The organism is Paraburkholderia fungorum, assembly GCF_003610895.1.
Lineage (GTDB): Bacteria > Pseudomonadota > Gammaproteobacteria > Burkholderiales > Burkholderiaceae > Paraburkholderia > Paraburkholderia fungorum_B.
Genome location: NZ_MCAS01000006.1, coordinates 174,360 through 189,284, shown reverse-complemented (window position 1 = coordinate 189,284; position 14,925 = coordinate 174,360). Strand labels below are relative to the sequence as shown.

Genomic DNA, 14,925 nt, shown 5'->3' with positions numbered 1-14,925 from the left:
TCCTGAATAGTCAAAGCGGGTATTGCTTGCGTTTGTTCACAACACCCGGTGAATCCTTACTGCTTCTGCAGCTTCGTCACCGTCAGCGCGCCATCCACCTGTTCGGCCACGAAATCAATCTTGTCGCCGACCTTGACCTGCGAAATCATTGCCGGGTCCTTGACCTTGAACACCATCGTCATGGCGTCCATACCGAGGTTTTCCAGCGGGCCGTGCTTGATGGTCAGCTTTCCGGCTGCGGCGTCGATTTTCCTGATTTCCCCATGCGACATGCCAGCCTTCGCTTCGCCAGCCTGCTTCGCGCCGCTACCGCCCATGTCCACGTTGCCCATTTCGCCAGCCGCATAGGCCGAGCCCGAAATTACCAGGGCGCAGCTAACTGCAATCGATGCAAATACGTTCTTCATAACTCTTTCTCCTGCGTTGAAATAAAAGGTAGCCGGACCGCAAAGTCCGACGAGATAGAAAATCAGCTGTCCGGCAACTCGCCGGTGTATTCGTAAGCAACCGTCTCTTTGGGGTGTTTGAACCAGCCGGGGTCGCGATAGTCCTTGCGCCCCAATCCCTCGCGCACTTTCACGACGGTGAACATACCGCCCATTTCCAGCGGACCGAAGGGGTCGGTGCCGGTCATCATGGGCAGCGTGTTGTCGGGCAGTGGCATCTCCATCTCGCCCATCGCACCACCTGTGCTGCCCATTGCCATGTAATCAGGCACGAGCTTGTTGATGCGCTTTGCGAGGTCTTTCTGCTGCACGCCAATAAGATTCGGTACGGAATGCCCCATCGCATTCATCGTGTGGTGGGACTTGGGGCAGTGAAACGCCCAGTCTCCGGGCCGGTTTGCCGTGAATTCGATGGCACGCATCTGGCCGACCGCGACGTCGGCGGTCACCTCTGGCCAGCGCGCGGCCGGCGGAATCCATCCGCCATCCGTGCCCGCGACCTCGAAGTGATAGCCGTGCAGGTGGATGGGGTGATTGGTCATCGTCAGATTGCCGAACCGGAGACGCACGCGGTCCCCGGCACGCACCGGCAACGGGTCGATGCCCGGAAAGACTCGTGAATTCCAGGTCCACATGTTGAAGTCGGTCATCTCATTGACGCGCGGCGTGAAGCTACCCGGGTCGATGTCATACGCGGACATGATGAACACGAAGTCGCGGTCGACCTGCATGACGCCGGGGTCTTTCGGGTGAACGATGAACGTCCCCATCATCCCCATTGCCATCTGCACCATCTCGTCGGCGTGCGGGTGATACATGAACGTCCCATGCTTCTCAAGCTCGAATTCGTAGACGAAGGTCTTGCCCGGAGGAATATGCGGTTGCGTCAAGCCGCCGACGCCATCCATGCCCGACGGCAACAGCATCCCGTGCCAGTGAACGGTAGTGTGCTCCGGCAGCCTGTTGGTCACGAAGATGCGGACCTTGTCGCCTTCCACTGCCTCGATGGTTGGGCCTGGGGCCTGCCCGTTGTAACCCCAAAGATTCGCGTTCATGCCAGGCGCCATTTCGCGCACGACAGGCTCAGCAATCAGGTGAAATTCCTTCCAGCCGTTTTTCATGCGCCACGGCAGCGACCAGCCGTTCAGCGTGGCAACGGGCGTGTACGGACGGCCATTGGGAGGCGTGAGCGGTGGTTGCATGGTGGCCTTGGCCATCGTGGGCGCCTCAGGCAGCGACGCAGCTCCAGCCTTGCTCACCAATGCTGCGCCGAGCAGAGCGGCCCCCGAGCCGCCGAGAAAATGTCGACGTGACACCATTTCATTTCCCTTCTGAATCTGCAGACGACGCGGCTTGCATCGTGGATTGCGTCGTGGCTGCTGACGGCGCTGAGGCCATTGCGAGCGGCGGGAGACGGCCACCGACTGCCTGCTGCAGGTCGGTCTCCGCGAGCCAGTAGTCCTTCAACGCATCGATATAGCTGTTCACCGCGCCGACCTGGTCACGCGAATCGGACAGTAGTTCGAACACGCTCGCGAGCATGCCGTTGTAGCGAAGCAGAAGCTCGTCAGAAATAGTCTTCCGCATAGGCACGACTTCATCGCGGTAGTGCTTTGTGACGTCGTAGTCGGTCACGTAGGCTGTGCCATCGCGCCAGACCTACAGCAACCGATCACAAAACCGAGCTCACTGAAAGCGACGGGCAGAAGTGGGAACAACAACGAGGTTATGAGAACGCGATTACTCAGGCGACGCGGTCCGTCTTCCCCGCTTCCTGTCGAGCTAATCTACGTTGCATTCGTCAGTCAAACGTCTATATTTGACGGATGAAACTTCGCTCCTGTCTGAGCGCCATGTCCCGACTGGAGCAGATGGCGTCGCACTCCGTGCCCCAAAGGAGCCGAGGATGGGTTGGTTCAAACTCGCGCTGATCGTAGCTATCGTCGTCGCTGTTGCGAAGGGGATCCTGCTGTTCAACCGCCGCTGCCGGCGCCGCTTTGGCCATACCTTTTTCACGATGCGCGGGTTCTGGCTCACTGCCATCGCTGTCAACCTCGTCTGGTGGGGTCTGTACTGCTGGGCTAAAGCGACCCAGCAGCATGCTGCCACGTCCGACGGGCTGATTCTCATCGCCCTGGGTCTCGCTGCAACAGCATGGCTGCTCTATGAAAACATCCGCGACACGGATCTGTTGCACGGCTTCGGGGGATCATCCCTTCAGCTTGCGCTGTTCTTTCCGCTGGCCGTATGCAGCTTCCCCCTTCTTCTAGTCGCGATGGTCGTCATCGTCGTCGCCTCGTACAAGGCTGGCCCCGCCCTGTTCATCGATCGCTGAAGCCGAAGCATCTGTGCATTTCTGTCCCGAAACCGGGCCGAGAGACGGGAGAAGTTCAAGCGGGTACCACTTCCTGCGTCAGAACAGCCCCACAGGATCCTTCGCTCTGTCCCAGCTATAGATGATCAGCTCACCGCGCATAACTGCGTTGGCCGGACCGCCAACCGTATACGGCAGTTCGACCCGCTCTCTGTCAAAGCCTGCGAACAGGTCGTGAAATGCTGCGTGATCATTGAGCGTAAGAATCGCACGCCCCTGCAGCCCCCTCAGCACCGCTGCCATTCGTTCATACTGTCCGAATTCGAAGGGCACACCATAGCCCTCTGTCTGCCAGTATGGCGGATCGAGATAGAAGAAAGTGTGCGGCCGATCGTACCGGGTCACGCATGTCGGCCAGTCCAGTTTTTCGATGTAGGCGCCCGACAGTCGAAGATGTGCCGCGGATAGCGTCTCTTCGAGACGCAGAAGATTGAGCCCTGGCGGCGAGGTCGTCGCGGTACCGAACGTCCGCCCTTCAACACGCCCGCCGAAGCAGTTCTGCTGCAGGTAGTAAAAGCGCGCCGCACGCTGGATATCAGTCAATGTTTGCGGTGGCGTATCGCTCAACCACCGGAGCACCTCCCGGCTGCTCAACGCCCACTTGAATTGCCTCACGAACTCCTCCAGATGATGCTGCACGACGCGGTACAGGTTAATCAGATCATCATTAATATCATTTAGCACTTCTACCTCGGCGGGCGGCCGCATGAAGAACAGTGCGGCCGCACCGGCAAACACCTCAACGTAACAGGTATGCGGCGGAAAGCGCTGAATGAGCACGTCCGCGAGCCGCCGCTTGCCACCTATCCACGGAATGATCGGCATCGCCATCACGGCCTCCTCTGCTTAGCGCTCCACCCCGGCATCCGGCTCATCCGGAAACAGTTCCCGTTGGCCTTCACCACGGCCTGCGTGACGCAACCCCTGCGCGTGAACTGGTTTGCGATGCCGTCGCTTTTCGTGTCGTCCGTTACGCTCCGCCGATGGCCTGTCGTGCTGCACCGGCATCGTCTGAATGAAGTCCATGACCACTGCCGCCTGGCTGCGATCGTCCGCGCTCTGCGAGCCAGCCATTGCATACGCCACGCCCTGCCACGCTTCAAGCGCACCGGCGTGCACGTCCCACAAGGCAAGGCGTGCGTAGTCGTCGAGCTCCGGCCGCCAGTAACGTGGTGCGTCATCGCGTGCAGCCATGTGTACGACGGCCTGTTTCGGATAGCGGTGCGTCTCACCGCGTACCAGTCGCGGCGTCGCATTTGCATCGACTCCATGCTCACGCAACTGGCGGGCAAACCGCTCGCGCCAGCGCTGCAGATCCTGTTTGCGCGGGTTGAGCCGCTTTCCGTCCGGCCCGCGTACCTGGACCGTCAGATGCACGTGCGGATGCGCTTCGTCATCGTGCGCGGCAAAGACGTACCGTCTGCCGTCGCCGAATTCCTCGGCCGCAAATGCACGCGCAGCGTTGCGTACCGCCTGTCGGTCCGTGCCCGGCGGCATCGAGAGCAGCACGTTGAACACCTCACGTCTGCGGCTCTCTTCCGGGATACCCCATCCACCAAGGTGCCAGGCATCCGTCAGATCGTGCAGTGCCGCGCGGCCGAGCATGGTCATCCTGTCCTGATCCTCGAGTTCGACCTTCCCGTTACGCGAGATATAGCGCAGATGACGCCGCACGGCACCCATGCCCTGCGCGCCCGACGCCTTGTTCGTGATCTTGACCATCACCTCCGGGGTACGTTGGAGCGTGCGGGCCAGCTGCTCGCGCATGCGTTGTGTGTTGCGTCGGAGCTCGCCGCGTGACATGCGCGGCGCACGCGCGTGCCGTAGCGGATCATGAAAAAGCCGGTCTCCCCAGTTCAGCAGCATCTGGTCGACCCAGGTTTTCGGGAACGACATGCTAGCGGCTCCAGCGATCGAGGTTGGCGCGCAGCACCTGCGTGACCGTGCGCAGGTGCGTATCAATCACGGCGCGCGTGTCCTCGAACACGCGCACAGTGTCGCGCGCACCACCATGCGTCTGCAACCGACCGAGCAACATCACGATCATGGCCAGATGCTGGTTCGAGTCCGCAAGCAGTCGCATCTCGCGCTCGCCCAGTTGCGGCTCATGCACGAGCTGCGCACGGATCACCGCAACTATCCAGCGATTGACATTCATTCCACCAGTCAATGCACGCTGCCTGGTCACTTCGAGTTCCTCCTGCGTGAGACGGATTTCGATACGTTCGCGATGCCCATCGACCGCAAGGCAACGATGTTCGGGCCCACGCACCCCGTCTGGCGACTCGTGCTGGCTCAGCACACCGTGGACCAGTTGCCGGACGCCATCGGCCGCCGTTACACCGTGAAGAGCACACCATGCCTCCCAGCGTGATTTCGCTCGCCCGAGATCTACACACAGTCGCGCACGCGTGGCCATGCCTGTGCTCCTACAGGGATGGAGGCGCGGGTTCTGCCGGCCCACGTTCGACCTCACGGCTTGGGACACGCTCTGCAGCCGGGCGGGTGCGGCGGCGACGCGCGGAGGGGGCCTCAGGATCAAACACGCGCGGTCGCGGAACCGTGACGCCCTCGGCTTCAAACGCGGTCAGCAGCCGCTGCGCACGTTGCTGCACGTGCGCAATGGATCGCTCGCTGAAACCCTGCTGCCGCATCGCGGCGGTCAGCACCGCCATCTGCACGGCACGCTCCCCGGGCGACACGACGGAAGGCTCACGCCGGCGTGCGACCTGCACCTGCTCCGGCGTTGCCGGCGCCGTGGTTTCACTCCTTCCGGCGTCGCCCTTCCTGCCGCGAGCCTCGGGACCCAACTGCGTCCGCTCATGCCCCACGACATCAACCTGCCACGTATTGCGATAGACCTCTTTTTCCTCTTCGCCGATCACGTTTCCCGTCGCGTCGAGAACCGGGACAGTCACTGTCACGAGACGTCGGCCAAGGTTTTCGAGCATGACCTGCTGTCCGGCAAGCGCGCCGGAATCCGCCACGGCCCGTTCCAGATCCACACCCCAGACGACGTGGCCCGCACCACCAGTATCGCGATAGACGACGTAATACGAGTCGCTGCGTGCAGGATTGTGCTGATAAGGCGCACCGGCGTGCTCGACCAGTTCGCCCATGTAGCGCTGCCGCTCCTGCCCCTCGGGCTCGGCAACGCGTGGTCCCGCTTCGGCGGCTGGAGCAGCCCGGGGCAGCTCCGCGGGCGCTGGCGGCGCCGGCGCACGAGCCTCTGGCTGCCAAAGAGCATCGCGCCTCGCTGGTTGCGCCGCCTGTGATTCTGTAGAACCAGGCGCGGCCTCAGGCGCTGCTGGTCGATTCGCAGGAACCTGCGTGGCCGCAGTCGTTTCCATCACGTCGATGCGGTTCGTCATCCGATCACGACGGTTTTCGGCCAGACGGGCGAAGTCGACTGCCTTCGGCTCGTATCCGCTCACCTCGATGCCGAGCAGCGTTGCCTGAACCCACACCTCGCGCCGGAACTGCTCGTGGCCCGACACCCGGATGCGCCCCCAGGCCTTCGCACGGGCCATGTCCACCATCGACTCGACGACATCGGGGCGGTTGTGTTCCGTCACGAGGTACGGACCAATATCCTCGAAAGCGAGCTGATGCGGCGCATCTTTCAGGAAATACTGGTTGCCGGCCCGCAGGTAGCGCTTGCGCACCGTCTCCGGCGGATTGCCAAGCGGCACCCAGCGCGTCGCGGATGCATCTTCGGCACCACGAGGATTTGCCTGAGACGCCGTTTGCTGTGCGGCGGCCAGCGACGGAGCATCCGCTAGGATGGCCTGATCGCGCAGCCGCGCCCGCGCTGCATCGAACTCGCGGCGTCGGCGTGCGGCCAGTGCGTCTGCCGCGGTCTGATCGAAGCGCTCCGCGCCCGCGGCGCCGCCCTGTGGATCCGGGATGGGTGGCGGATCCGGCTCGATCACATTGATGACCGGTTCGTCTGCACGCGGGCCGGAAGAAGTTGCGGTTTCATCCATCATGGATCTCCCTCTGATCTCTGCACTGGCGGGCAGAGCGTCGCACGCTCAGCGTTGCTGTCCCTGTCCCTGCTCCTGCTCGCGGCCGACGCGCTCCTTCGACTGCGCGAGGGCCGCCGCCCGTGCCTCCCTCGCACGGGTCCACGACGTGGCCTGCAGCTGGTCAAGCATTGCGTCGAGGTCGTTGCCGAAACCCACCTCGCGGGCAGACTTTTTCAGCGATGCCACCGTGCGCTCGAGCAGGTCGCGCGCACGGTCCCACGGATACACCTTCCCGTGGGTGCCGTCGTAACCGACCTGTACCTCCGCCCCATTGAGACGCTGGTTCTCGTCCATCCACCGCAGGCGGTCCGAGACGAACTCCAGGTCCGACTTCGCGTGGAATACAACGCTGCGCGTGGACACCTCCTGGATCAGGTAGTGCTCGGTGTTGAACACCTCGCCGCGATACGGACCGCCGTTCTCGCGTGGCGTCGCCATACGGATCTGCGCGCCGAAGCGGTGCTGTGCGAGTGCCTTGATCTCGCCCGGCACCTCATCGAGTCCGTACAGCGGTTCGCCCACCTGATGCCGTGCCGAAGCACCCGCCGCATGCGCCGGTGGTGGCTCAGCCCTCGGCGCATCGGCTTCGCGCCGATCCGCGTCCGGGGACTGGGACTGGGACTGGGACTGGGACTGGGACTGGGACTGGGACTGGGACTGGGACTGGGACTGTGCTTGCGCAGTTGTCGGTTCCGGTGCTGGTGATGTGCTTTCCTGCGGCGTCGGTTCCGGCGCGTCCTGATGGTCGGAGCGACGACGCGAAGTACGGCGCCGACCCGATACCTCTCCATCACCCACGAGTTTCTCTTTCACATTGCCCATTGCATGGTCCTCCTTCAATGCGTCACCCGATCCCTGTGCAACCACGGGCTGTCGGTCGGCTTCTCCATCCGCTACATCCCGTTGCGGTGCTCCGTACAGCGACTCCCGTAAAAGCTCACCAACGACACCGGGCCCGGACAGCACTGCCATGTCGTCGAAATCAGTCGGCACGTCGCCGGCAATCCGTGCCTGCGGCGCGAAGCGCGGCTCGGCCAGCAGCGAGGACGTGCCGAGCGCGGCCTGCTTCGCATGCTCATACCCGGCACCGAGATCGGCGAGCACCAGCATCTCCGCTTCCGGGTACCGGCCCCGCCACATCGCCGCCGCCAGCCGCAGGTTGCCGCTCGACAGTGCGGCGACGCTGAACCAGCCGGTCGCCTGCCATGCTGCCAGCGCTGTTGCCACGCCTTCGGCTATCAGGATGGGCGTCAGCGCGCCATCACGGAACCGGTCTGGTTCCACCACCCAATAGCCGCCCGACTTCGCGCCGCCCGCGAGAGCCGACTTGCGCCCTTCGGCATCGATCAGTTCCAGCGTCGAGAGGGTGTCGCCGATGCGAACCGGCACCACCAGCACGCGCCCCGTGAGCGGCTCCTCGGCACTGCGCGGCGCGTATCCGAGCAGCGCATGCAGTTCTTCGGCCTCCAGCTCGCGCAGTGTCGGGACTGGCCGGACCTGCTTGCGTTCGAGATACGGGTGCCCGGGACCGACTGGCCGGGCCCACTTCCAGATCGCCAGCGCCTCCCGCGCGACAGACGCCTGCCGCGCGCGCACGCGAGCCTCAACCTGGGGACCGTGCCGCGCCTTCTCCACGGACGGACGGACTGGCAGCATGCGCGACCTGTCTGCCGGATCCATTGCCGCGCGCGAGGCCCGCACATCGAAACCGTGCTGCTGTGCGAGCCAGAAGAGAGAGGCAAGCGTCTTGCCGCCCGACTCGCCGGCCGAGCGCCAGGTCACTCGCGCAGCACGCTCGCTGTAGTTGTGGGCGGTGCGGCTCCACTCGTCCCAGATGTCGAAGCCGGCCTCGCCGAATCCCTGCTTGAGCGCGAAAGCCATATCGACCCACGTCGCGTAGTCCTCGGGAGGGATCATGGTCAGCGCCGCACGGGCACGTTCTTCTTCGCTCAGATACCGCGTATTCATCGGCGTTCTCCATGGAGCGGCACGACGCTCGAGCCGTCAGCCGTGCGCGATGCGGTTCTCCCACGTTGCGTACGCGGTGCGCCGGAGGCGCGCCTGGCCTTACGCCCCGGCGCGCCTTCTGCGGGGCGCAATTCCGCGACATCGAGATCAGACGGCGACAGCCGCCGTGCAGCTACGGCAACGCGCACAGCTGGCACGCCCAACAGCATGAAGTGCCGCTCGACGTAGGCAGCCGCCTCTTCGTCGCTCACATCGTTAGGATACCGTGGCAGGTCACGGGGATCCCAGGCCTGCAGCACCTCCAGATAGTCCGGGGGAATGTTCATCACACCGGCTTCGTCCACATCGTCCGGTTGCACATCCCTCACCCGCCGCTCGACCTGGGCGATAAAACGCACGAGGTCCATTGCTGGAATCGCTGGCGCGACCACCAGGCGTGACGTGAAAACAGGATCCTGCCAGTAGCAGATCCGCTCGGCCCGGATCGGCTTCGTGTTTTCGAGCAGGATGATTTCGCTGTCCCGCCCGAGCTCCTTGAGTTCCTGCGGCAGCAGCAGCGGACGGCGCTGCTCCGAAAAACTCTCGCTCGCCCCGCCACGTCCGCCGAAGATGGCATTCGAGCGGCTCACGCTGCGCGAGCGGTCCGTAAAGGTGCCGAGCATCTCCGAGTATTCGTTCGCGTCCTTCTGCTCACGCGGCGCGTAGATGATCTGCATCGCGTGATTGGTGACGAACGCCCTGGCATCCGCCCGGCCGTAAACCGACTCGAGCTGCGACACCGACTGCACGATCGAGAGCAGCCTCAGGTTGTATCCCGCCATATAGGCGACGGCGCGGGCAATGATGTGGATCTTGCCGACCGACGTGAATTCGTCCATCAGTAGCAGGCACTGGACCTTCAGCTCCGGATTGTCCTGGGGCAGCTGCCGCGTATTCAGGTTGACGAGTTGCGAGAACACGAGGTTGACGAGCAGCGCGGCCTCGGCCAGGTGATCTGGCGTGATCCCGACATAGACCGACATGCGCCGTTTGCGCACGTCGCGCAGGTCGAAGTCATTGGCACTCGTCGCGGCGTCGACAATTGGATTGGCCCAGATCGTGAGCGGCGCATTGAAGGTCGCGAGGATGCTCGCGAGTACCTTGTCGTCATTCGCGAGAAAGCGGTTGAGCGCATCGACGCACGCGCCGCTGAGCAGCCGCCGGTTCTGCAGCAGCGCCTGCTGCAGGTACGCCTTGACCGGCATGCCGTTGCCCGATGACTGCCGCAGTACTTCACCCATCGTCACCGGGTAGTCGGGCACATCGCTGTCGCCGTTGCGGCGCGCATCGCGCCACTCGCACAGCAGCAGCACGATACCGAGAAAGAGGTTGCGTGCCTGGTCCTTCCAGAAGTCGTCGTGACCGCCGACCGGATAGAGCGCGTAGCCGATCGCCAGGATGTCGCCAACACGGAATACGCCGTCCGAGATCGCCGACAGCGGGTTATACCGGTGCGTACGGCCGTCCTCCGCAAACGGGTTAAACAGGTACACGTCGTGCCCGTGTACGCGACGGTAGCCCGCGGTGAGATTGAAGTTCTCCTGCTTGATATCCAGCACGACCACCGAATCCGGATAGCTGAGCAGGTTGGGCACTACGATGCCCACGCCCTTGCCCGAACGGGCCGGCGCCGCGAGCAGGACGAACTGCTGCCCGGTGAACCGCAGATAGCGCCCACGCCAGACACCCACGACCAGCGGCGGGCCACTGTACGCGCCTGAAGTCGCCATCGTGCTCATAGCAGCCCTGCCCGGCGGACATCCGCCTCGTTTGCGAACCTAGCGCTGCCATAGAGGCGCCGTCGCCCAGACTGTTCCAGAAGCGTGTAAACGCCGAGCGCGGGTGCGCCGAACGCCAGCAGCACGCCGAACAGCGCAGCACCGGCAAGCCGCCGCCCCTGTTCTGGCAGACGTCCGTCATGCCAGGCCAGCGCAGCATCTGGCCACGCATGAAACCCGGCATGAAGCGGGTTGACGTGCTGACTCGCGACGAAGAAAAACGAAGCCAGCCAGAGGGCAAGCGTCAGTCCGGCTGCCGCAGCGGCCATGATCGCAAGCGTGACCAGCGCAAGCATCGCGTGGTACCAGATCACCTTGCTGGTTGACCGTCCCGTTCCAGTTGCCTTTCCGATGTCCATGACCTGTTCTCCTTTCACCGGAAATCCGCGTGATGGCGGCGCAGCGGATCGAACCAGACCTCCGTCATCGACCAGCGCCGGCCGGTCTGCGCGCCAGATTCATCGAAGAGCGCGGTGGCCTCCATGTGCGCCACCACGTCGATCGTCATGAAGAGCAGCCGGCGCAGCGCCGCGTCGTCCCATGTGGCGGCTTCGGGGTGTTCCTTGGCCATCAGCGCGAACCGCTCGATGGCGACCGATGCGCTCGACGCGTGATAGCTCGTGATCGAACCGGAGTGCCCGGTCGTCAGCAGCTTCAGGAAGTCGTACGCTTCGCTGCCCCGCAGTTCGGCGAGCAGCACGCGGTCAGGACGCATGCGCATCGAGCTTGCGATCAGATCCGCAGGCGTCACCTGCGCCTGGCCGTGACCACCCTTGCTGTAGATCAGGTGGACGCAGTTCTCGATGTGACGGATGAAGAGCTCGCGCACATCCTCGATCGTCACGATGCGTTCGGTGGCCGGGATGTACCGGCACAGCGTCTTCATGAAGCTCGTCTTGCCCGAGCCCGTGCTGCCCACGATCACGAGGTTCAGCCGGCCGCGCACCGCCAGCTCGAAGAACGCCGGGAACTCGCGCGCTTCGAGGCACCTGGCGAGATCACGACCCAGGAGGCGCCGTGCCGGCACCGCCTCATCGAGTCCAGCCGGGCGGAACCACGTAGTCTGCGCGAACAGGCCCTCACTTTCGTAGGCGTCGAGCGTCTTCTCGCGCGAAGACGGACGGCGGATCGTCACCGACACGGTACGCGGGGGCACCACCGGCGGGATCACGATCTGGACGCGCGCATCACCGGGCAGCAGCGCGGAGAGCACCGGATGCAGCGCCGAGACCTCCTGGTTCGTGAGCGTTGCAATCGCCACCGCGAACGACATCAGGCGCTCGAAGTCGAGGTCCGCACAGTCGTGTGCCTGCCATCCGAGATGGGTCTCGGTCAGCACGCGCTGCGGCCGGTTGATCACCAGCTCCGTGAGAGCCGGGTCTTCGAGCAGCCCCGCGAGCGGGCGCATCAGCTCGCGCACCGAAGCATCCTCTGCCAGCCTCGGCAGCGGGCCGTCTGCCTGTACCGGCGCTTCGCTCAGGATATGGGCCGACGCGTTCATCGCGTGCCCCCTGGCTCGAGCGCGTAGACCGGACTGAAATCCAGATCCCGGGCGACGATAATCGTGAACTCGGCCCCCTGGTTCTGCGTGAGTGTGGGCGGAATGTTGATCGTGCTGTCGAGCACGCGCGAGGCCATGTCATTGCCCTGCTGCTGCGTGTTCTCGAATACGACCGAGCCGTTGCTGTTGCCTCCACGCGTCGCGAGGTACCCGATCGCATCCTGCGTCATGCCAAGCAGCATGGCCGCGCCGATACGCTCGCCCCAGTGGTTGTTCACGTACCCGCTCACGCCGATGCGCCCCAGCGCGTCTGCCGCGGGAGAATCGATCTCGACTGTCACACCCTCGGGTGTCTTGATGCGTGCCGACAGGATGAACACCCGGTTCTGCCCGGGCGCCAGGTTCGAGCGGTATTCGCTGTTGATCTGCGAGCCGCGCCCGATCAGCACAACATGGCCGTCATCCGAATAGACGTTCTTCGTCACCGTGCAGGTCGAGATACCCGCCTGTGTCGAATCGAATGCCGTGTCGCCCGCGCAGTCGATCTTGGCGCCTTCCGCGAGGATCAGGCTGCGATTGCCGAGAAAGCCCGCGCGCACTTTTGGCGTCACCGTCGGCGTCAGTGCCTGCGCAAGCGGACTGCTTCCCTGAGACTGGCTGCCGGATACGACAGTCGCTCCCGGCGAAACGCCTGGCGCTGATGCCGCCGGGTATGCCCCTTCGTCGGCAGGGCCATTGCCTGCGCCCGTACTGCCGGTAGCGAGCAGCGGTGCGTCGTAATAGCTGCGAGCTGGTGCGGTGTGCACGGGGGCTTGCCGCGTCGACCCTGCAACGGCAGCCGACGCAACAACGGGGGCCTCCGCCGGGCCGCTTGCGGCGGCAACAGCCGATGCCGGTGCGTTCCCGTCGCCGAACACGCGGCCTTGGGACGGCTGATCCTGGACGGCATCCCGCCTGGCCTTGTCCGCCGCATCGTGCCGTGCGAGAAACCCGTGGATCGTCCAGACTGCTCCGCCGATCACGACGGCCACGACCAGCAGCGGCGCGATCCACCAGGCGCGGGCGCGGCCACCCCGCTGTCCCAGTTCCGGCATGCCGCGATCGGCCGGCTGGTTCGGGACGTCACCGTTTATCGTATCGGTGACCTTTGCCGGGTCACTCTCGGGCACAACCCCGGGCGCAATCACATTGCGCGGCGTTTCCTCATTCATGGCCGTCGCTCCGCAGGACACGCTTCACACCGCTTACTGTCGTGCCGTCCGCCGGTGGCACGCCGTCCACATCGAACGCGTCGTTCCACAGGCCGACGACCTCGTCGCCCAGACGCAACACGAAACGCCGGGCCACCTCGTGTACGACGATCACGTCGTCTTCCATGTGCCGGTCAACCACGCTTTCGCTGCTGTTGCCGGCGACCCGGAAGATCGCCGGGATGCGGCGGTTATTCGGGATGCGGATGTAGGTGAAGCGTCCGTCGTCCCATGCCGCCGTCGGCGCGATATCTTCCGAGTGCGGCATCACCTGCATCGAGTAAGCGGTGTTGCGCACCACCGGCGGCTGGTCAAGACGCTCGCGCACAAGAGCGGCATCGTCTGCGGCCTTCGTCTTCGTGGCCTGCGCATCCGGATAGACGAACGTGATGCGATACATCTCCTCGTCGTTACCGAAACGGGCCCTGAGCGGCAGCACGACCAGGTCGAAGCTGTAGCTGTGCCGGTCCGTGCGGATTTCGAGGTTCGTGTCGTGCGCAGCAAGCTGCGGCTTGAGGTAGACATCGTGGTCGCCACGGTTTGCAACCACCTGCCATCCGTTCCGGTCGCCCGGGGCCACGATGAGGATGTGCTCGGCCGGATCAAGTGCAATGTGCGTAGCGAAGCCGCGTTGCGCGACAACCCGCACCACCTCGTCCTGACGGTACACGATCTGCCGCACACGCGAGTCGCCTGACCAGCCAGGCACGTCGTAGGCAAAGGCTGCGGCGCAACCCCCTGCCAGCCCGGTCACCAGCACGGCGGCTCTTACCAGGATGTTCAGTCTCATGGCGCACCTCCAGGGGCCGACAACGACGCGGGCGACGCCGCCGTAGGGGTAAATTCGGGATCGCGGCTGTACGCCGTCACCCTGAAGCCGAAAGGATTCTCGATGGCCGTGCGCTCACGTGTGAAGATGGACGGCCGGTAAGTGAAGGCAAGCGTGATGACAAAGCGCTGCGGCGGCTCCGCGTTATCGATGCCGTTCTTCCACGTCGTGCGCTCGATATGCACGACGGCACGGCCGGGTTCGTCCGGCACGAGCGTCGTCGAGAGGATGCGGATGCGCCGCTGCGAGTTCGCCCCGAGCTGCCGGTCCAGTGCGTCGGGGCCGCTGTAGATCGACCGGTAGTCCCGCGCGACACGGTCGTCGCTCATGCCGAGCACGCGGTCGTAGTCCATCTGCAGCAAGCCCCAGTCGTAGCGCTCGCGCGAGCGCACGTACACTTCCACCCAGTGCTTGTCCTCGATATCGCGCATGTGCATCTGCTTCGCGTCGAGCACGTCGATCACCTGTGCTTCACCGGTCAGACGGTCGACCTCGATCGGCAGCGGCACCACCCGGTAGAACGGGACCATCACGGCCAGTGCGACCGCACACAGGATCGCGACCACCACGGAGCCCACGGCCACGTGCCATGCCCGACGCTCCGAGCGTTCCTGCAGGTGCGTGACCGACACCTCGAAATCGAGTGCCCGGCGATAATCACGTGACTCACGGGCGTCGCGGTCATTGCTCATGGCCGCCTCCATCGGACGGG

Annotated in this window: 14 protein-coding genes and 1 pseudogene; 1 reads left to right on the top strand and 14 read right to left on the bottom strand. The window is 64.3% G+C overall.

Features of this window, described 5'->3' with window-relative positions; translation table 11 throughout:
* Positions 1-56 precede the first annotated feature (56 nt).
* The 3 genes and pseudogenes from BCY88_RS08115 to BCY88_RS08105 form a co-directional block, all read right to left on the bottom strand.
* Complete coding sequence (locus tag BCY88_RS08115) at positions 57-407, bottom strand: copper-binding protein (protein ID WP_120343746.1); 351 nt, start codon at positions 405-407, stop codon at positions 57-59.
* Positions 408-469: 62 nt separating this feature from the next.
* The gene (locus tag BCY88_RS08110) at positions 470-1,765 is read right to left on the bottom strand and encodes a copper oxidase (RefSeq protein WP_120343745.1); all 1,296 of its coding nucleotides are present in this window, start codon (positions 1,763-1,765) and stop codon (positions 470-472) included.
* Between the two features lies 1 nt (position 1,766).
* Positions 1,767-2,090, bottom strand: a pseudogene (locus tag BCY88_RS08105) (TolC family protein); the annotation flags it as partial.
* A 262-nt stretch (positions 2,091-2,352) separates the two neighbouring features.
* Between BCY88_RS08105 and BCY88_RS08100 the strand changes: the two are divergent.
* Positions 2,353-2,781, top strand: coding sequence for a hypothetical protein (locus BCY88_RS08100; protein ID WP_120343744.1), 429 nt, complete (start codon positions 2,353-2,355; stop codon positions 2,779-2,781).
* Between the two features lie 78 nt (positions 2,782-2,859).
* Here BCY88_RS08100 and BCY88_RS08095 read toward each other — a convergent pair whose 3' ends face one another.
* Genes BCY88_RS08095 through BCY88_RS08045 form a run of 11 tightly spaced genes read right to left on the bottom strand, consistent with a single transcriptional unit; the run spans position 2,860 to position 14,905 of the window.
* Positions 2,860-3,651 carry a DNA adenine methylase gene (locus tag BCY88_RS08095; RefSeq protein WP_120343743.1) on the bottom strand — a complete coding sequence of 264 codons (792 nt, stop codon included), beginning with the start codon at positions 3,649-3,651 and terminating at the stop codon, positions 2,860-2,862.
* A 15-nt stretch (positions 3,652-3,666) separates the two neighbouring features.
* Positions 3,667-4,716 carry a relaxase/mobilization nuclease domain-containing protein gene (locus BCY88_RS08090; RefSeq protein WP_120343742.1) on the bottom strand — a complete coding sequence of 350 codons (1,050 nt, stop codon included), beginning with the start codon at positions 4,714-4,716 and terminating at the stop codon, positions 3,667-3,669.
* Position 4,717: 1 nt separating this feature from the next.
* Entirely contained in the window at positions 4,718-5,239 is a 522-nt protein-coding gene (locus BCY88_RS08085) for a plasmid stabilization protein (RefSeq protein ID WP_120343741.1), read from the bottom strand.
* A gap of 10 nt (positions 5,240-5,249) precedes the next feature.
* Positions 5,250-6,809, bottom strand: a complete 1,560-nt coding sequence (locus tag BCY88_RS08080) for an LPD7 domain-containing protein (protein ID WP_120343740.1) — start codon at positions 6,807-6,809, stop codon at positions 5,250-5,252.
* A gap of 45 nt (positions 6,810-6,854) precedes the next feature.
* Positions 6,855-8,816: a PriCT-2 domain-containing protein gene (locus BCY88_RS08075; RefSeq protein WP_120343739.1), complete on the bottom strand. Its 1,962-nt coding sequence runs from the start codon at positions 8,814-8,816 to the stop codon at positions 6,855-6,857.
* A complete protein-coding gene (locus BCY88_RS08070) occupies positions 8,813-10,594 on the bottom strand; it encodes a type IV secretory system conjugative DNA transfer family protein (RefSeq protein WP_120343738.1) in 1,782 nt (593 codons plus the stop codon). The genes BCY88_RS08075 and BCY88_RS08070 overlap by 4 nt, the downstream gene beginning before the upstream one ends.
* Positions 10,591-10,992: a hypothetical protein gene (locus tag BCY88_RS08065; protein WP_120343737.1), complete on the bottom strand. Its 402-nt coding sequence runs from the start codon at positions 10,990-10,992 to the stop codon at positions 10,591-10,593. Before BCY88_RS08065 ends, BCY88_RS08070 begins: the two co-directional genes overlap by 4 nt.
* A gap of 14 nt (positions 10,993-11,006) precedes the next feature.
* Positions 11,007-12,134, bottom strand: coding sequence for a P-type DNA transfer ATPase VirB11 (gene virB11, locus BCY88_RS08060; protein ID WP_120343736.1), 1,128 nt, complete (start codon positions 12,132-12,134; stop codon positions 11,007-11,009).
* On the bottom strand, positions 12,131-13,345 hold the full coding sequence (gene virB10, locus BCY88_RS08055; protein WP_120343735.1) for a type IV secretion system protein VirB10: 1,215 nt from the start codon (positions 13,343-13,345) through the stop codon (positions 12,131-12,133). Before virB10 ends, virB11 begins: the two co-directional genes overlap by 4 nt.
* Complete coding sequence (locus BCY88_RS08050; RefSeq protein ID WP_120343734.1) at positions 13,338-14,174, bottom strand: TrbG/VirB9 family P-type conjugative transfer protein; 837 nt, start codon at positions 14,172-14,174, stop codon at positions 13,338-13,340. Before BCY88_RS08050 ends, virB10 begins: the two co-directional genes overlap by 8 nt.
* Positions 14,171-14,905 (bottom strand): VirB8 family type IV secretion system protein, encoded by a 735-nt coding sequence (locus tag BCY88_RS08045; protein ID WP_120343733.1) that lies wholly within the window; start codon positions 14,903-14,905, stop codon positions 14,171-14,173. The genes BCY88_RS08050 and BCY88_RS08045 overlap by 4 nt, the downstream gene beginning before the upstream one ends.
* Positions 14,906-14,925 lie beyond the last annotated feature (20 nt).